The following is a 16,894-nucleotide window of genomic DNA, read 5'->3' on the forward strand; positions in this document are numbered from 1 at the left end:
CGATGGCGAGGAAAAACAACTCCAGATCAAAGCCGATGTATTAAATCCGGAAGAAGTCTCCATCAAAAAACAGCAAACACAGGAGCTTAAATTACTGATAGAAAGCTTGCCGTCGCGTTACCGTAACCTCATCACCCTGCGTTATTTTGACGAATTATCCTACGAAGAGATTGCTCAGCAGCTGGATCTTCCCTTAGGTACTGTTAAGGCGCAACTATTCAGGGCCAGGTATTTGCTTGGCAATATCATCAACCGCTTTAACAGGGATGACATCTGATCTGATCACCAAATATTTTCCATCACTTACGGCTCAGCAGCTTGAGCAATTTAAACGCTTACCCGAATTATACCAGTTCTGGAACGACCAGATCAATGTAATCTCGCGCAAGGATATTGAGCAGCTGTACGAGCGCCATGTGCTGCACTCGCTGGGCATAGCCAAAGTAATGCCTTTTTTACCGGGCGAAAAAGTGCTGGATGTAGGTACCGGCGGCGGTTTCCCGGGCATCCCATTAGCTATCCTGTTTCCGGAAACGGAGTTTTACCTGGTTGATTCTATCGGCAAAAAAATAAAAGTAGTGCAGGAAGTTGCCCAGGCTTTAGGGCTTAGCAATGTAAAAGGCTCGCACCAGCGGGCAGAGCAGGTAGATGAAAAGTTTGATTTTGTGGTATCGAGGGCGGTTACGCGCCTAAAGGAGTTTTATCCCTGGGTAAAAGGCAAATTCAACAAGAAATCCAAGAACACTTTGCCTAACGGGATCCTGTATTTAAAAGGTGGAGACCTTGAACAGGAAATTGCCGAAGCGGGTTTAGCCGTTCAGCAATATTACCTCAAAGATTACTTTGAAGAGGAGTTTTTTGAAACCAAGCAGGTAATCTATGTTAAAGGGTGATTACACCGATAGGGGATGATTTCACTGATTGTTATAGGTGATTACACCGATTTTGTTATGTATTTATAAATAGGTTACTACCACCACTTCACCAATAAACGATGGGTCGTTGCTTAATGCTTCGCTGGCAGGTTTAGGTGCCGGCAGGCCATCAATTAGAAAAGTAACAGCAACTTTATAAGTGCCCGTCTTTGCATCAATAGCGTCGTTATATTCATTCAACACTCTCATTGCCTCTTCATCGCAGCGGTTTCCTATTCCCTTGATAAGGGTAACGTTTGTTATTTTATGATCAGCGTTTAGAACAAATTGTATAACAGCGCTACCAGATACTTTATTTTCACGGGCTACTGCCGGGTACCTGGTATGTTTAGCAATGTATTTTTCAAGCGCGGCATAAGCATTGGTTAAAGGCATGTGCGGTGCCATTGGTGGTGGTGGTGGCGATTTAACCTGAACAGGTGAAACAGGCTCATCTATAATAATATCGGCTTTCATTGGTGGTGCAGGCTTTTCAGGTTTACCTGTGGGAGGCAACGGCGATTTAGGCTTCACCGGAGCAACGGGTTCAACAATTATAACATCAGCTTTTACTGGTGGCAGCGTAAGTTTTGCTGGTTTAGCTGCGGGCGCCATCGGTCTTGGAGGAGGCGGAGGCAGCTTCGCGAAAACTTCCATTTTCGGGTAGGTATAGCCATATTTTTCCTTCAAAAAACGTACCTGGGCCGGTGTTAGGGAGTTTCGGTAATATCCTCTTTCTTCTCCATTTTTTTCGGTGATGATGACCAGTATATCCGATTTGTTGTTTACCACATAGCCTGCCTGTCTGTACTTGTACCCTTTGGAAGTTATGCTTGTTGAATTGTCGCCGGTATCTTTTGCCACTGAAGGAAAAAATACAGTTGCCTGCCCCGGTTTACCCTTAATCTCCACCACCTCAAGTTTTATTTTATAAGTTTTCAGCAAATAAGCCTTGTCAGCATCGGTAAGGTTATTTACTGTGTAAAGTTTGCCGTGTACGGTCATTTTATCTCCATATCCAACAATGTCACCCTCCGTTGATTTCAGGGTTTTTACTTTTTGGTCTGCATTGATGGCGGACGACATTTTTGGCGCCAATACCACCCATCCGTACGTTTTGCTGAACCCCAGTGTGGAAACACAGAGCAGCCCGGCGCATACGGGCACCGTTACCAGGTATTTTAGCCTTGCCAAACTACCCGATCGTTTTTGATTTAGCATAATGATTCTCTTTTTTAAAAGGTTATAATTGAAAAATGAATGCGTGATAGATGGCCCGCCGATGCCATATGCATTGTTTACCAGGAAGGTGGAATAGGCGAGGGGATTGGTTTTATAAGAGGCGGTTTGTTCGTCGGCAATATATTCATGAACGGTTTTCAGGCTGTTTTGCAGCAGGTAAATGAGCGGATTAAACCAGTTGATGATCCGTAAAAGTTCAAGCAGGATAATATCGATAGAATGTTTCTGGCGGATATGCACCAGCTCATGACGGATAATGATCTCCGCATCCATTGCTTTTGTACCGATGAACAGGTAGTTGAAAAACGAGAAAGCGGAGTTGGAATCGTTGATATGCACCAGTTTGTATTGGTTGTCAACCGTAGCTGTACGGCTGCGGGTCAGTGTAAATAAGCGGATAAGCTTGATGATCAGCAGGATAGTAAAAACAACAGCCCCCAGCAGGTATACACCTAACACGCAGTTTTGCAAAGTAAAATAGGCTGCCAGGGAAATTTGTGCCGCTTTATCATAGCTATTGGCACCATGTGCTGCAATAACGTATGACACAGTTTGCGCCGCAGGTTGGTTGTTGCGCAGGAAACCCAGTTGCACCAGTGGTAAAACAAAAGAGACCACACAGCTAAACAGCAGATACGCGCGGTTAAACAGGTAATAGGTTTCCCTGGTTAAAAACACACAATAAACAAGGTAAAATATACCCAGGTATAAATTAGCCTCCAGCAGGTATTGCAGCCAGTTCATGATCTTTCGTTTTTAAGGTTGTTTAACAATTGGGTTAATTCATCAAGTTCATTCAGGTCGAGCTTTTTTTCATCGGCAATGAAGGAGACCAGGCTTTGGTAAGAGTTGTTGAAATAGTTTTTCATCATCTTATCAAACGTGAACTTTTTATAGTCAGCCTCCTGTACCGCCGGATAGTAAACGTGGGAATTGCCGTAGGCTTTATGGTCGATAAATCCTTTACCCTCCAATACCCTTACTACGGTGGAAACTGTGTTGTAGGCAGGTTTGGGATCGGGCATTTCTTCAATAATGTCTTTTACAATGGCTTCCTTTAATTGCCATAAAATTTGCATTACCTGCTCTTCGGCTTTTGTCAATTCTTTAATGTGCATAGCAAACTATTTTTATAGTTGAGTAAAGGTAGAACTATTTTTATAGTTTGCAAACTATTTTTATAGTTTTTTTTGAAAAAAATAGTACAGATATAATGGTGGATAAAAAAATGCGGCAGATTTCAGGCATGGAAATCGCGTTTAAAAGCGACTGCCCCGTTAGGGGCTACCTGTTTGTGGTAATTGCCCCGTAAGGGACTACCCCTTGCGAATGGGTAACCCCTGACGGGGTAATATTTTGTTGTGATTTCTTTTTCTACAAACAGGTAGCCCCCAACGGGGCATGACTTGCATGTTAATTTCCCATCAGCATAGGTTAACTTAAACTTTGAATATTTAAAAGGGATTCTACTGATATTTTAGTCATTTTTTTTGCTAAAATTCTTAGGATTTTTATATTTTAGTGGCATATATCTTTACTTATGTCACAATTGCACCAGGTTGCGTTAACGCTTTTAAATAATATAGGCCCATCGTTGGCAAAACTATTGGTTAGCCATTTTGGCGATACCGAAAACGTTTTTAACGCACCTAACTATAAACTGCTGCGTGTACCGGGTATCGGCGAAAAAACCATCAGCCAGCTTAATTTTAAGGAAGCACTCACCAAAGCCGAAGCAGAATTAAAATTTGTAGAAAAGAACGGGATTGAAATTATTTTTTATACCGATAGCAGGTATCCCAAACGCCTGAAGAATTGTGGCGATGCGCCGATCTTGTTGTTCTCGAAGGGGAATGCCAACTTAAATATGCAGCATGTTATTAGTATAGTTGGCACCCGTAACGCCACCGAATACGGCAAACACCTGTGCCATGAGCTGGTGGAGGAACTAAAGCAATACAATATACTCATAGTAAGCGGTTTGGCTTTAGGGATAGATGTTGCGGCACATAAAGAGTGCGTAAAGCTGAATGTACCGACCGTAGGCGTACTGGGGCATGGCCTGGACAGGATGTATCCCAGCCAGAACCGGGCAACAGCCGAAAAAATGCTTGATAATGGTGGCTTATTAACTGAATACCTCTCGGGCACCATCCCCGACAGGGAAAACTTCCCGCAGCGAAACCGCATAGTTGCCGGCATGGCGGATGCAACGGTGGTGATTGAAGCCGGGATAAAAGGAGGCGCATTAATAACAGCCGAGATAGCCAACTCCTATAACCGGGATGTATTTGCGTTCCCGGGAAGGGTAGGAGATGATTACTCCGAGGGCTGTAACTTCCTGATTCGTAATAACAAAGCAGCGCTGCTTACCTGCGTGGCAGACCTGGCGTATAGCCTGGGATGGGAAAAAGCAGATAACCTGAAACCAGCGGAACAATTTATGCTGCCGATAGATCTTTCGGCGGAAGAACAACTGATATTTGATATTTTGAAGCAAAGCAACAGCCCTGTTGCAATTGATGACCTCACTATAAAAGCTAATTTACCGACGAGTTTACTTGCGATGAACTTACTCAACATGGAGATGCAGGGGTACATCAGGTCGTTGCCTGGGAAAACGTATTGCATTAATTAAAGTCATTAGGTCACTAAGTCATTGGTTGGTTTGGGAAGTCATTGAGTCATTTGGTCATTAAGTCATTGGTTGGTTGGGGATAGGGTGATAATTAAATATTAAAAATAGATTTATGAGTAACAGGATCGAAGAAATTGAGGTACATAACTTAGCAGAAATGTTTGCAGATGAGGTTTGGTTTATAACCATAAAGTGGGACTTTTTTGCTAAGGATACTGTTGGGAAACAATTAGTAGGCTCAGCGGATTCTATCAGCGCGAATATTGCTGAAGGGTTCGGTCGTTTTCATTATAAAGAAAATAAGAACTTTTGCTTTTTTAGCAGGGGATCGATCATTGAGACCAAAGGATGGTTAAAAAAAGCAAAAACGAGGGGCTTAATTGAAGATGAAACCTATCAATCGCTATTAAAGCAATTAGAAACCATCCATCTGAAACTGAATATTTACATTAAAAATATTGGAAAGTAATGCAATCATCAGGGTTTTGAAGTAACATTAATGACCCAATGACCCAATGACCCAATGACTATTCCTTTGGTGAACTATAAAAAGCCAGTTTGCCGGTATCACCGGTAACTTCAGCCCAATTATCAATGTCAAATTCAACTAATGCAACGGTTGATGTATGCACCTCCCTGCCTTCGCCGGTTAAATACCTCAAAATTTCGGCAACACCGGGGTTATGGCCAACAATAGCGATGGTATCGTAATCATCAGATAATCCATTGATCACCTTTAGCCAGGCTTCCCTGCTAGCTTCGTAAATCGACTTTTTAGTAGTTGGATCGGGTAAATTAAATGTATCGGCAAATATCTCAGCGGTAGTTTTGGTACGTAAAGCAGCGCTGGTTAAGATTTGTTGAGGAATGATAGCATTTTCTTTAAGCCTGTCGGCCATAAACCTTGCATCCTGGATTCCGGGGTATTTTAACGGCCTGTCAAAATCCTTTCCAAACGAATCTTTTTCCGCTTTGGCATGCCGTATCAGGATCAATTTTTTCATGATGTAAATTAAATAAAATAAGCCCAATTGCCGAAGATTTATTTAAATATACTTCGTGCTTTATGATTAACGTACAGATAGATGGATAGTTTTCCCCGGTGATCGTATTTACCGGTCTGCAAAGGCAATAATAGGCCCTTCAGGCAGATCATTCATGCACTTAAAATGCTTGAGCGGACATTTTTCCAACCCGAATTTGGAGCAAGGGCGGCATGATAATTCGATCCCGGCAACCAACACTTCTTTAACTTTATAGGGCTGTACACCCAATAATTCGGGTACAGTGCCACCCCAAACAGAAGCGATGGGCACCCCAAACGCTTCGGCAATATGGGTTAAGCCGGTATCAAAACCAATAACACTTTTTGCCTTTGATACCAGGAAAACCGATTCATCAAGGGTAGTTATTCCACAGGCATTATAAACATTATTGGTTTCAGCTGTAATTTCATCGCCGTTTGCTTTTACATCATTTCCGCCAAGCAAAACAACCGGGTGCTTTAGCTGATGGCATAGGCTAATGATCTTGCTGTTGGGCATTCTTTTGGTAAAATGTGTAGCCCCGATAATGAAAGCAATATAGCCATCCCGGTAGGATAGGGGAAGTAATTTACTTAACTTATGATCGGCTTTAATATAATAATCAATAGGCTGTTCATCATTTTTAACCCCTAAAAATGCAACCGTTTTTAAATAACGGTCTACCAAATGCTCCGGCGGTACTAATTTTAGTTTGAATTTTAAGCTCAACCACTTTTGTATCCGCTGTTTTTTATAGGTAGATGATTTAACCCGCACACTGAGTTTGATCAATGTTGTACGCAGGTTGTTGTGCAGATCGATGATGTAATCATATTTTTGTGCCTTTATCTCATTAATAGTATCGGCAAGCTTATCCTTTAATAACAGCAGTTTATCCACATAGGGATTGTTATCATAGATGTATTTAAAGGCGGGTTTGGTTAAAAAATGAACCTCGGCATCAGGTAATTGCTTTTTAAGGCAGCGCACCACAGGCGTGGTGTAAATGATATCACCCATCGAGCTGAACCGGATCACCAAAATTTTCATGTCTTGCTCCTGATTTTATTTATAATAGAGGTGGATGAATAGCCCTCTACAAAATTGATGGTCTTTACTTCGCCGCCGTTGGCCAGTACTTCTTTGGCGCCAACAATATTTTCAATTGAATAATCAGCGCCTTTTACAAGGATATCAGGCAGTAAAGTTGTGATGAGATTTGCTGGAGTATCTTCCTCAAAAATGGTGATCGCATCAACAAAAAACAAGGCTGCCAATAATGCTGCACGGCTATTCTGGTCGTTTACAGGCCGGTCATCCCCTTTGATCCGCTTTACTGAAGCATCCGAATTTAAGCCGATGACCAGTTTATTACCCAGTTCTGCCGCTTTCGCCATATAGGTGAGGTGACCAATATGCAGCAGGTCGAAAACGCCATTGGTAAAAACAACCTTTTGCCCTTCAGCCTGCCAGGTAAGTACATGGCTTTTGATGGACTGGAGATCCAGAATTTTATTTAAAAGGGTGTTTTCTATATCAACGTGCATAAATCAATTTAAAATAAATCATTGAATAGGAGATTTACGAAGTTTCTAAAACTTCGTAAGTCTGAATTATTTAAGTTTAAAACAAATCATCCAGTGCCTTGCACAGGATATGCCCGATCAAAATATGCATTTCCTGGATCCGGGCGGTAATATTTGAAGGTACTACAATGTTCAGTTCGCACAGGTCATTCATCTTACCGCCATCCCTGCCTGAAAGGCCTAGAGTTTTGCAACCCAGTTTGGTCGCCGCTTCAAAAGCATTTAAAATACCCTGGCTATTGCCGCTGGTGGAAATGCCGATAAACAGGTCACCGGGTTGCGCCAACGCTTCTACCTGGCGCGAAAATACGTGCTCGTATCCGTAATCATTAGCAATAGCTGTCAGGGCTGAAGTATCAACGGTTAAGGCAATACCGGGCAAAGCCCTTCTTTCCTTAACAAATCGCCCGCTCAACTCCGCTGCAATGTGCTGTGCATCAGCTGCACTGCCGCCATTGCCGGCAAGCAAAACCTTATTGCCTTTTTGTATTACAGCGGTAATCATGATGCAGGCAGCTTCAATATCGCCACCCAAATGATCGATCACTTTTTGTATTACCTGCTGGTGATCTTTTAATTCCTGTATAACCATGTCTTTATATTTCGGATGTCGAAATTTCGATGTCGGATTTATTTATTTTAATGACCCAATGACCACCCCGTCCGCTCTGTCGCAAGATGGCCGAGTGCGTGACGGACGGACACTTCATCGCCATATTTACAATGACTTAATTACCCAATGACTTAATGACCTAAAACCCTTCCATGTCTTTGATGATCTCATCAATTGTGGTAGTCGCACTGCCCACATGCCTAACAACATTTGCTGCAGCATGGTTAGCCAGTTCGCAGGCTTCTTCAACAGATAAGCCAAGCGCTGTAAAATACGCAATTACCGCTATTACAGTATCACCGGCGCCGGTTACGTCAAAAACCTCGGTAGCCTTTACCGGCATCAGTTTGCTGCTTTGCTCGGTAATGATCGCCATGCCTTCTTCCGACAGGGTTACGATAAGGTAATCTGTGCCGGTTTGCAGGAAAATGGTTTTCGCCGCATTTTCCAGGTCGGTAAGGTTGCTTATTTTTTCCGTTTTGGCAGCTTCAGCCAGTTCCTTACGGTTTGGTTTGATGATGTACGCGCCTTTGTATTTTTCGTAATTTAAACCTTTCGGATCTATAACTACCTTTTTTTGATGTTCATTAGCAATGCTAATTATTCTTTGGGTAAGCCCCTGTGCTAACAAACCTTTGTTGTAATCTGATAATAGTACGATATCAGCGCTATCAATGTTTGCAATAATTCCGTCGATCAGCTTGTCTTCCAGCTCAGCAGAAATAGCTTCAGTAACTTCCCTGTCAACCCTTACCAATTGATGACTACCTACCAAAATGCGGGTTTTTATGGTAGTTGTTCGTGAATTATCCTCAACAATGGTATTCGTTTTAACACCTTCACTTGCCATTATATCTATCAGCTGCCTGCCTGCGGCATCATTGCCGATTACCCCGGCAACCGATACCTTCGCTCCCAAAGCCACCAGGTTTTGCACCACATTGCCCGCACCACCAAGGGTGGTTGATTCTTTTTTTACATTTACTACAGGTACAGGCGCCTCGGGTGATAAGCGCGTTGCCGAACCCCAGATATAATGATCAACCATCAAATCGCCGATAACCAGTACCGATGGCGTTTTTTGTGCTGATTGTATTGATCTTACTTTACTTATTAAGTTCATTAGTTCAATTGTTCATTAGTTCATTGGTGTCGCAGGGTATTATTTCTTTTCTACAGGCTTTTCCAATCTTCTTTTTTCCTAATCTCTAATCACCAATCTTTAACCTCTGTTCTTTTTTGAAAAAAAAGAACTTATTTGCTGCAATGATAACGCATTCAGGCATCTTTCTTTGTATAAACCGCCTTTTCTTCCTGCTAATATACCGTAATACATATCTAAAAGGCCCTCTTTACGGTGTGCATCAGGGTTAATAGATAGCCATACACCTTTTTCGAGGGCATACTGATGCCAGCGCCAGTCGAGGTCTAAACGCAGCGGGTTGGCATTTATTTCTATTACCACGTTATTCTCGGCGCAGGCGTCAATTACTTTTTTATAGTCGATAGGGTAACCGCTCCGGCTCAGCAACAACCTGCCTGTAGGGTGACCTAATATAGTAGTGTAAGGGTTTTCAATCGCTTTGATGAGGCGCGAAGTTGCTTTTTCTTCGTCCATTTTAAGGATGGAATGTACCGAGGCCACGATAAAATCAAAGCGTTTTAAAATCTCCTCAGGGTAATCCAGCGATCCATCATATAATATATCCGATTCAATTCCTTTAAAGATATGGAAACCATTCAGCTTTTTATTCAGATGGTCAATTTCTTCCTGCTGGTTGATTACCTGTTCAATACTTAACCCTTTGGCATAAAAGGCGCTTTTGCTGTGGTCGCACATGCCCAGGTATTCCAGGTTCATTTCATCCCGGCAATATAGCGCCATTTCTTCAACAGTGTTAATACCATCGCTCCAGGTGCTGTGGTTATGCAAGGATCCTTTCAGGTCAGGCAGCGTGATTAATGCCGGCAAGTCATTGTTTTTAGCTTTTTCAATAAAGCCTGTTCCTTCCCTCAGCTCAGGCTGTATAAATTCAAGTTTTGCTTTATTATAGATTTCTTCCTCATTTACTGGTTGATCAACAATGTCTCCTGCCAGCGCTAAAACTGCGTTTATATGTTCACCGTCGCCGGTTTGAACAAAAAGTTCATGATAGAAATAACGCTTTTCTACAAAAAATATCTCGATTTTTAGGCCATTTTCAAGCTCGCCGCTAAGCTTTTTGCCATTAACTATGGGTTGAAGAATAATACCAGATTCCGCAATTGAATTAAATGCGGTATCCAGGTCATTATCACCTAAAACAATCACCAGGTTATTGATGATCTCGCAGCATCGCCTGAATTCGCCGCCAAATTCGATTAACGAAGCCGGTAAAATCACTTTTACTCTATCCAGCAGGTTATTGGCTTCTTCTTCAATTTTGGCATAAAGAAACTTGCCATTGCTGGCCATATTAAACTCAATAACCTTACGGATCTCATCCTGCGTTTTCAAGCCAAAGCCTTTAGCCTCAACCAGGCGGTTTTCGTTACAGGCATAATACAGCTCGCCAAGGTTTTCAATTGCCAGATCGCGCCAGATGATGGCCACCTTTTTAGGGCCAATGCCTTTAATACCCATCATCTCCACAACACCTGCCGGGGTTTTTTCCAGCAATTCTTCCAGCTCGGCCATGGTACCGGTTTCCAGCAGCTCGGTTATTTTAGCCGCAGTGCTTTTGCCTATGCCATCGATCTTTTCAAGTTCTTCGGTGCTTTTATTTTTCGCAGGGAAGGGAAGTTTATCTACCTTAAAAGCAGCATTCGCTATCGACTTTACCTTAAAGGGATTAACCTCATGCAGTTCCATCAGTTGCGATAATAGGCGAAGTTTTCGGGCTATGGGTTTGTTTTCCATAATTGATTGAAGCTGCAAAAATACAAAAGACGAATGGAATCGGTTGTTTTTTTAAAGGTTATTTTGAATTCATCAAATAACAAAAAAGCCGTACACCAGGGGCGTACGGCTTGTCCAATCAAAATATATCTAAAACTAATTTATCTCCACATCATAAGGCAACCTTGCCTGCGGGGTCCGCATCATTTGGGTAACACTTTTCAGCTGGTTGTAATACTTGTAATTCTCGCCAAGCTCCGATTTTACAACATGGGCTTTTATTTCGGCATTCATATCGAAACCAAATTTATTCAGGAAGCTTTTTTGGTCAGGGTAGGTCTTTAGTTTATAGTTTTTTATACCCGCCATCTTCGCTGCAGATTTGATGGCATCGTTGATATTACCCAGCCGGTCTACCAGCCCATTTGTGAGGGCTTGTTCACCGGTCCAAACCCGGCCCTGCCCAATGCTGTTAATATAAGCCTGTGTTTTGTGACGACCGCGGGCCACCGCTTTGGTAAAATCATCATAGCCATGGTCTACCTGGTTTTGCAGTATGGCGTGCTCTTCAGGCGTTAACGGCCTCGAAACATCGCCCAGGTCGGCATATTTGCCGGTTTTTACCCCATCAAAAGTAATGCCCAGCTTATCATTAAAAAACTTTTGCATGTTGGGTAATACGGCAAAAATACCTATTGAGCCGGTTATGGTATTCGGCTCGGCAAAAATGGAATCGGCCGCGCAGGAGATATAATAGCCACCCGATGCAGCGTAATCTCCCATGGATACGATCATCGGTTTTGCCTTTTTAGTAAGCATTACTTCGCGCCAGATCACATCTGATGCCAGCGAGCTTCCTCCTGGTGAATTAACCCTTAAAACAACGGCTTTTACCTTATTATCAAGGCGCGCGTCGCGCAACGCCTTTGACACCGTTTCTGAGCCTATGGAATTGTCATCACCACTTCCCCCGTTAATTTCGCCGGATGCATATATGATTGCGATCTGATTTTTGGATTCCTTGTTACGATCATCTCCGGTAGGTATACTTTTTGAATAATCAGAAAGCTCAACTATTTTCAGGTCATCATTAGTTTCAATACCTGTACGTTTTTTAAGTTCATTTAAAACTTCGTCCTTGTATTTCAACCCATCTACCAGTTTGAAATTAAGTGCATCTTCCGGAAAACGTATTTTAAGGTTATTTGCACAGCTAAATAAAGTGTCTTTGCTGATCTTCCGGCTTTTGGCGATACCCGCTAAAAAACTATTGTAGAGCGAACGTAAATAGGAGTTTACCTGTAAACGGTTGGCATCGCTCATTTTGGTAAGGAAAAATGGCTCAACTGCGCTTTTATATGTCCCAACTTTTATTATCTGTGCTTCGATGCCCAATTTGTCAAGTGCTCCTTTCAGAAAAGTAATCTGTTGGTTAAATCCATGAAACAGGAATATCCCTTTTGGGTTTAAATAAACCTTATCGGCTACCGAAGCAAGGTAATAAAAGCCCTGGGTATATATTTCGGAGTAAGCTATGATGAATTTGCCGGATTTTTTAAAATCAATCAGTGCGTTGCGGATTTCTTCAGATGTGGCCTGCCCTATTGGAATTTCAGTTTCATCCAGGAATATGCCTTTAATGTTAGCGTCAGTTTTGGCTTTTTTAATATTCGCAAGGATATCGTTAAGACCAATTGATTCGTCCTGGTCCAATCCCAAAAAAGGTAAATCTTTAAGTGGGTTTTCCGGGGTGCGTTCGGCAATTGTTTTAGTAAACTGGATATGTAAAATTGAATTAGAGTCAACCTCGACCGTTTTATCGCTTGAGGAAGCTATGATTGCAATAATAATGATCACGAAAATGATACCCGAAATAATTATCGCTACCATGCTGGCAAGCACAAATTTGAAGAATTGTTTCATTAAATGTTTTAAATCTTTTAACTATGCAAACTTAGTAATTCGCAACTGATAACACTAAGAGCACTGTCTATAATATTTGTTACAACATGCATGAGGTTTTTTTATTATTGGGGAGTAACCTGGGAGACAGGCAATTGTTTATGAAACAAGCTATTGATCATATAGAAACTGCGATAGCCCCGGTATTAAAAAAATCATCGGTTTATGAAACGCAATCATGGGGAAAAACTGATGCGCCTGATTACCTGAACCAGGTGATATTATTAAAAACAGCGTTTAATCCAAATGATGTTCTTGAAAAGATATTAAATATCGAAAATAAACTGGGACGGCACCGGGAAGAAAAGTGGGGTTCGCGTACGATTGATATTGATATATTATTCTACGATCAGCAAATAATAAATGAACCCGGGCTTATTATTCCTCATCCTGAGTTGCAAAACCGAAGGTTTACCCTTGAACCGCTGGCAGAAATAGCAGGGGATAAGGTGCACCCGGTTTTAAAAAAAAATATTTTACAACTTAAATTCGAACTTATTGATAAATTGAACGTAAAAAAGATATAATTTTGAAGTTTATAAACCCTTTTATGTCTCACAATTCTTTACCAAAGGACCTCGACCTTTCATTTTTGCTGGATATTGCTGACGGGAGCAACGAGTTCATCGTTGAATCAATTCAAATGTTCATGCAGCAAACCCCCGAATTATTGCAGATGATTGCTACCGGTATTGCCGCCGGTGATTGGACAACTGTGTCTTCAGCTTCACATAAATTGAAACCTAACCTTGGTTTTTTTGGAATGCCGATTAGCCAGGCCACTATCCAGGAAGTTGAGATTATGGCAAAAGGCGGCGCCCAGGACCCGGAGCTGTTAAAGCAAAAATTCAGCGAAGTACAGGCAATACTTGAAGAAAACTTAATTTCACTCGCTAAAATAAAGGCAGAAAAAGAAACGCAGTTATAGTGATCAGAGACTTGTGATTAGAGATTAGGCCGAACGTGCCAGGCTGTTATTTTAATCTCTAATCTCTAACCTCCAATCAACTAACTTCCGCTACACTAAAGCTATAGCTTTCCATGATGAGGTTCGCCAGGAGGTTTTTGCAGGCAAGGTCAACTTTGCTGTGAGCGGTTTCGGCGCTGTCAGCTTCTATCTCAAGGGTGATGTGTTTACCAATGCGTACATTATGTATTTCAGCTAACCCAAGGTTTTTCATGCTTCCTGTTACAGCTTTACCCTGTGGATCAAGTATTTCTTTTTTCGGCATTACATCTATTTCGGCCTGGAATTTTTTCATTAATTATAAGTTTTAAAGGCGAACGAATCTATTATCGGTGAATTTTTGTTTCTTTTTGAGCAACACCTACCATAGGCTCATTAGCAAATTTGAATTGGATAATGGATAAGATGACATAGATCAATATGATCACCGGAACTGCTGCAAATTTAAAAAATAGTATCAGAATAGCCGAAAACAACAGTAATAAATACCGATAAATATTTTGGTTAAAATCGCTGTTTTTAAATTTTAACGACATCATAGGCATTTCTAAAACCAATAATGTGCACATCACGATCACAAAAATTGGTAATGCATATGGATTTGTCAAAAAGGGTTCGTAAAAATGATCATGATGCTCAATGATCATGGGGAACGAGGCAATCAATATCGCATTTGCAGGCGTAGGCAAACCAATAAAGTTCTCGGCCTGGCGGGTGTCGACATTAAATTTAGCAAGCCGTAAAGCCGAAAAAACAGGGATTAAAAAAGCGATAAAGTTTAACCAGCTGCTAATTTGAGCGATTTGGGGGGCCTGTAAAAATATCTGGTACATGATAACGGCAGGTAAAACGCCGAAACTAACCATATCTGCTAGTGAATCAAGATCCTTGCCAATACCCGAAAATGATTTGAGTACCCTGGAGGCCAGTCCGTCAAAAAAATCAAATATGGCCGACAGAAATATAGCATAGGAAGCTGCAACCAGTTCACCTTTAAAAGCTAATACAATACCCACACAGCCGCTAAACAGGTTTGCGCAGGTTATTGCATTTGGTAAGTGTTTTTTAACTCGATTCTTCATTCCGGCATGAAGGTAGCAATGTTATTTGAAGTAATTCTGAAGTATTTATGAAGTTCTTTGTCAAGTGTTACCTTAATTTAAACTTCATAAATACTAAATTATTACGAATTCATCGAGATAAGGAATTCTTCGTTTGTTTTTGTGCCTCTTATCTGCGACTGTAAAAATTCCATTGCTTCCTGCGAATTCATATCCGCAAGGTGGTTACGTAAGATCCATATCCGTTGCAGGGTTTCGCGGTCAAGCAGTAAATCATCGCGGCGCGTGCTTGAAGCAGTGATGTCAATAGCTGGGAAGATCCGTTTGTTGGATAATTTACGGTCAAGTTGAAGTTCCATATTACCGGTACCTTTAAACTCTTCGAAAATTACTTCATCCATTTTTGAGCCGGTTTCAGTCAGTGCTGTTGCGATAATGGTTAACGAGCCGCCGTCTTCAATGTTACGTGCCGCACCGAAAAAGCGTTTTGGTTTATGCAAAGCATTCGCGTCAACACCACCAGATAATATTTTACCGGATGCAGGGGCTACCGTATTGTAAGCACGGGCAAGGCGGGTGATCGAGTCGAGCAAAATAACCACGTCATGACCGCATTCCACCATACGTTTTGCTTTTTCCAAAACTATATTTGCAATTTTAACGTGGCGTTCAGCCGGTTCATCAAAGGTTGATGATACTACTTCTGCGCGTACGCTGCGGGCCATATCTGTTACTTCTTCCGGGCGTTCGTCAATCAAAAGGATGATCAGGTAAACTTCCGGGTGGTTTTTGGCGATGGCATTGGCCACATCCTTTAACAACATGGTTTTACCTGTTTTAGGCTGAGCTACAATCAAACCACGCTGTCCTTTACCGATAGGAGAGAAAAGGTCCATAATACGGGTTGAATAATTACCCGGATCAGTAAACAAGCTCAATTTTTCGGAAGGGAAAAGCGGTGTTAAGTGATCAAATGGCACACGGTCACGCACTTCAGCAGGGATGCGGCTATTAATGGCTTCAACCCGTACCAAAGGGAAATATTTTTCACCTTCTTTAGGAGGCCTGATGCTTCCGCGAACAGTATCACCGGTTTTTAAACCAAAAAGTTTTATCTGCGACTGCGAAACATAAATATCATCCGGCGAAGTAAGGTAGTTATAATCTGATGACCTTAAAAAGCCATATCCATCGGGCATAATTTCCAAAACACCTTCATTTACAATTACATTGTCAAAATCAAGGTTTATAGGCGGCTCCTGGCTTTTTTGCTGGCTGGTTTGGTTATTTACCCTGCGTTCAAATTTAGGATTGCGTCCTTCTATTATGGTATCATCTGCTTTTGCGGCGACATCACCTTCCTGTACCGCTTCGGTATCCTCACCGATCATTAACGGCACTTCGCTATCCTCATCAGCAGAAACCTCATCATCTGGCTCATCAAATAAATTGGTGTCATCCAAAGGGACTTCTATGCGGGGTTTGTTGCTTGTTTTTACAGTGCGTATTCTTTTGCGTGTTTTTTCGGTACTCTCGGCGGGCTCAGCTCCTTTGGGAGTATAAATGGTATTTACAGTAGTTTGTTGTGCACGGGCTGCTTCAATCAGCTGTCCCTGTTCAACAATACGACTGATGAGTTGAGCCTTCCTAAGGTCCTCAGCTTCAGCAATACCTAAGTTTCTGGCAATATCGCGCAACTCTGAAACGAGTTTGTCGTTCAATTCGTTTGTATCAAACATATTATATATTATAGTTCAAGGAGATTTTTAATTAGAATATCTTTTGTGATTCTTTTGTATTTTTCACTGGTATTATAGAGCAGTTAAGCCTTTTGTTAAGCTGCCCGGCGTTATGAAAGAATTTTATTTGTATTAGCAAATCCTTTAAATATTGATATACATGGAGGATGTTTTTATATGAAAGATTTTATTTGCAACTTGTTTATGCAACATCTAAACCCATGTAAATAATTAATAAAATAACCTGGAGTTTTAAATTGTTTCTTTAG

19 protein-coding genes are annotated in these 16,894 nt (G+C 41.6%); 7 read left to right on the plus strand and 12 right to left on the minus strand.

What is annotated here, in order from left to right; genetic code table 11:
- A partial coding sequence (locus QZY09_RS05055) for a sigma-70 family RNA polymerase sigma factor (RefSeq protein WP_295669012.1) occupies positions 1-277 on the plus strand: 277 nt, incomplete at its 5' end.
- Positions 267-893, plus strand: coding sequence for a 16S rRNA (guanine(527)-N(7))-methyltransferase RsmG (gene rsmG, locus QZY09_RS05060; RefSeq protein WP_295669015.1), 627 nt, complete (start codon positions 267-269; stop codon positions 891-893). The genes QZY09_RS05055 and rsmG, both read left to right, overlap by 11 nt.
- A gap of 63 nt (positions 894-956) precedes the next feature.
- Here the strand turns inward: rsmG and QZY09_RS05065 are convergent, their stop codons facing one another.
- Complete coding sequence (locus QZY09_RS05065) at positions 957-2,900, minus strand: M56 family metallopeptidase (RefSeq protein WP_295669019.1); 1,944 nt, start codon at positions 2,898-2,900, stop codon at positions 957-959.
- On the minus strand, positions 2,897-3,274 hold the full coding sequence (locus QZY09_RS05070) for a BlaI/MecI/CopY family transcriptional regulator (protein ID WP_295669023.1): 378 nt from the start codon (positions 3,272-3,274) through the stop codon (positions 2,897-2,899). Before QZY09_RS05070 ends, QZY09_RS05065 begins: the two co-directional genes overlap by 4 nt.
- 47 nt (positions 3,275-3,321) lie before the next feature.
- Between QZY09_RS05070 and QZY09_RS05075 the strand changes: the two genes are divergently transcribed.
- From QZY09_RS05075 to QZY09_RS05085, 3 genes are all read left to right on the plus strand, one after another.
- Positions 3,322-3,468, plus strand: a complete 147-nt coding sequence (locus tag QZY09_RS05075) for a hypothetical protein (RefSeq protein WP_295669026.1) — start codon at positions 3,322-3,324, stop codon at positions 3,466-3,468.
- A 228-nt stretch (positions 3,469-3,696) separates the two neighbouring features.
- Positions 3,697-4,794, plus strand: coding sequence for a DNA-processing protein DprA (gene dprA / locus QZY09_RS05080; RefSeq protein WP_295669029.1), 1,098 nt, complete (start codon positions 3,697-3,699; stop codon positions 4,792-4,794).
- Positions 4,795-4,906: 112 nt separating this feature from the next.
- Positions 4,907-5,263 carry a four helix bundle protein gene (locus QZY09_RS05085; protein ID WP_295669032.1) on the plus strand — a complete coding sequence of 119 codons (357 nt, stop codon included), beginning with the start codon at positions 4,907-4,909 and terminating at the stop codon, positions 5,261-5,263.
- 58 nt (positions 5,264-5,321) lie between these two features.
- Here the strand turns inward: QZY09_RS05085 and QZY09_RS05090 are convergent, their stop codons facing one another.
- The 7 genes from QZY09_RS05090 to sppA all read right to left on the minus strand — a co-directional run bounded on the left by QZY09_RS05090 (position 5,322) and on the right by sppA (position 12,819).
- Entirely contained in the window at positions 5,322-5,798 is a 477-nt protein-coding gene (locus tag QZY09_RS05090) for a histidine phosphatase family protein (RefSeq protein WP_295669035.1), read from the minus strand.
- A 108-nt stretch (positions 5,799-5,906) separates the two neighbouring features.
- A complete protein-coding gene (locus tag QZY09_RS05095; RefSeq protein ID WP_295669038.1) occupies positions 5,907-6,869 on the minus strand; it encodes a glycosyltransferase family 9 protein in 963 nt (320 codons plus the stop codon).
- Positions 6,866-7,366 (minus strand): D-glycero-beta-D-manno-heptose 1-phosphate adenylyltransferase, encoded by a 501-nt coding sequence (gene rfaE2, locus QZY09_RS05100; protein WP_295669040.1) that lies wholly within the window; start codon positions 7,364-7,366, stop codon positions 6,866-6,868. The genes QZY09_RS05095 and rfaE2 overlap by 4 nt, the downstream gene beginning before the upstream one ends.
- Before the next feature lie 76 nt (positions 7,367-7,442).
- Positions 7,443-7,997: a D-sedoheptulose 7-phosphate isomerase gene (locus QZY09_RS05105; protein WP_295669043.1), complete on the minus strand. Its 555-nt coding sequence runs from the start codon at positions 7,995-7,997 to the stop codon at positions 7,443-7,445.
- A gap of 160 nt (positions 7,998-8,157) precedes the next feature.
- Entirely contained in the window at positions 8,158-9,141 is a 984-nt protein-coding gene (gene rfaE1 / locus QZY09_RS05110) for a D-glycero-beta-D-manno-heptose-7-phosphate kinase (protein ID WP_295669047.1), read from the minus strand.
- A 99-nt stretch (positions 9,142-9,240) separates the two neighbouring features.
- Positions 9,241-10,917 (minus strand): DNA polymerase/3'-5' exonuclease PolX, encoded by a 1,677-nt coding sequence (locus QZY09_RS05115; RefSeq protein WP_295669050.1) that lies wholly within the window; start codon positions 10,915-10,917, stop codon positions 9,241-9,243.
- A gap of 135 nt (positions 10,918-11,052) precedes the next feature.
- On the minus strand, positions 11,053-12,819 hold the full coding sequence (gene sppA, locus QZY09_RS05120; RefSeq protein ID WP_295669054.1) for a signal peptide peptidase SppA: 1,767 nt from the start codon (positions 12,817-12,819) through the stop codon (positions 11,053-11,055).
- Positions 12,820-12,905: 86 nt separating this feature from the next.
- Here sppA and folK point away from each other — a divergent pair, with 86 nt between their 5' ends.
- Both folK and QZY09_RS05130 read left to right on the plus strand, forming a co-directional pair.
- Positions 12,906-13,385, plus strand: coding sequence for a 2-amino-4-hydroxy-6-hydroxymethyldihydropteridine diphosphokinase (folK, locus tag QZY09_RS05125; RefSeq protein ID WP_295669058.1), 480 nt, complete (start codon positions 12,906-12,908; stop codon positions 13,383-13,385).
- Positions 13,386-13,408: 23 nt separating this feature from the next.
- Positions 13,409-13,786 carry an Hpt domain-containing protein gene (locus QZY09_RS05130; protein WP_295669061.1) on the plus strand — a complete coding sequence of 126 codons (378 nt, stop codon included), beginning with the start codon at positions 13,409-13,411 and terminating at the stop codon, positions 13,784-13,786.
- A 76-nt stretch (positions 13,787-13,862) separates the two neighbouring features.
- Here the strand turns inward: QZY09_RS05130 and purS are convergent, their stop codons facing one another.
- From purS to rho, 3 genes are all read right to left on the minus strand, one after another.
- Positions 13,863-14,120, minus strand: a complete 258-nt coding sequence (gene purS, locus QZY09_RS05135) for a phosphoribosylformylglycinamidine synthase subunit PurS (protein ID WP_295669064.1) — start codon at positions 14,118-14,120, stop codon at positions 13,863-13,865.
- A gap of 31 nt (positions 14,121-14,151) precedes the next feature.
- Positions 14,152-14,907 carry a CDP-diacylglycerol--serine O-phosphatidyltransferase gene (gene pssA / locus QZY09_RS05140; protein ID WP_295669066.1) on the minus strand — a complete coding sequence of 252 codons (756 nt, stop codon included), beginning with the start codon at positions 14,905-14,907 and terminating at the stop codon, positions 14,152-14,154.
- Between the two features lie 101 nt (positions 14,908-15,008).
- On the minus strand, positions 15,009-16,625 hold the full coding sequence (gene rho, locus QZY09_RS05145; protein ID WP_295669069.1) for a transcription termination factor Rho: 1,617 nt from the start codon (positions 16,623-16,625) through the stop codon (positions 15,009-15,011).
- Positions 16,626-16,894: the final 269 nt, after the last annotated feature.

It is taken from the genome of uncultured Mucilaginibacter sp., from assembly GCF_903913935.1.
GTDB lineage: Bacteria > Bacteroidota > Bacteroidia > Sphingobacteriales > Sphingobacteriaceae > Mucilaginibacter.

Excerpts from the sequence above, each read along its gene's own strand:
- QZY09_RS05115 (WP_295669050.1), bottom strand. The coding sequence starts at position 10,917 with ATGGAAAACAAACCCATAGCCCGAAAACTTCGCCTATTATCGCAACTG.
- purS (WP_295669064.1), bottom strand. The coding sequence starts at position 14,120 with ATGAAAAAATTCCAGGCCGAAATAGATGTAATGCCGAAAAAAGAAATA.
- folK (WP_295669058.1), top strand. The coding sequence starts at position 12,906 with ATGCATGAGGTTTTTTTATTATTGGGGAGTAACCTGGGAGACAGGCAA.
- QZY09_RS05130 (WP_295669061.1), top strand. The coding sequence starts at position 13,409 with ATGTCTCACAATTCTTTACCAAAGGACCTCGACCTTTCATTTTTGCTG.
- QZY09_RS05065 (WP_295669019.1), bottom strand. The coding sequence starts at position 2,900 with ATGAACTGGCTGCAATACCTGCTGGAGGCTAATTTATACCTGGGTATA.
- rsmG (WP_295669015.1), top strand. The coding sequence starts at position 267 with ATGACATCTGATCTGATCACCAAATATTTTCCATCACTTACGGCTCAG.
- QZY09_RS05070 (WP_295669023.1), bottom strand. The coding sequence starts at position 3,274 with ATGCACATTAAAGAATTGACAAAAGCCGAAGAGCAGGTAATGCAAATT.
- dprA (WP_295669029.1), top strand. The coding sequence starts at position 3,697 with ATGTCACAATTGCACCAGGTTGCGTTAACGCTTTTAAATAATATAGGC.
- pssA (WP_295669066.1), bottom strand. The coding sequence starts at position 14,907 with ATGAAGAATCGAGTTAAAAAACACTTACCAAATGCAATAACCTGCGCA.
- sppA (WP_295669054.1), bottom strand. The coding sequence starts at position 12,819 with ATGAAACAATTCTTCAAATTTGTGCTTGCCAGCATGGTAGCGATAATT.
- rfaE2 (WP_295669040.1), bottom strand. The coding sequence starts at position 7,366 with ATGCACGTTGATATAGAAAACACCCTTTTAAATAAAATTCTGGATCTC.
- rho (WP_295669069.1), bottom strand. The coding sequence starts at position 16,625 with ATGTTTGATACAAACGAATTGAACGACAAACTCGTTTCAGAGTTGCGC.
- QZY09_RS05090 (WP_295669035.1), bottom strand. The coding sequence starts at position 5,798 with ATGAAAAAATTGATCCTGATACGGCATGCCAAAGCGGAAAAAGATTCG.
- QZY09_RS05105 (WP_295669043.1), bottom strand. The coding sequence starts at position 7,997 with ATGGTTATACAGGAATTAAAAGATCACCAGCAGGTAATACAAAAAGTG.
- QZY09_RS05095 (WP_295669038.1), bottom strand. The coding sequence starts at position 6,869 with ATGAAAATTTTGGTGATCCGGTTCAGCTCGATGGGTGATATCATTTAC.
- rfaE1 (WP_295669047.1), bottom strand. The coding sequence starts at position 9,141 with ATGAACTTAATAAGTAAAGTAAGATCAATACAATCAGCACAAAAAACG.
- QZY09_RS05085 (WP_295669032.1), top strand. The coding sequence starts at position 4,907 with ATGAGTAACAGGATCGAAGAAATTGAGGTACATAACTTAGCAGAAATG.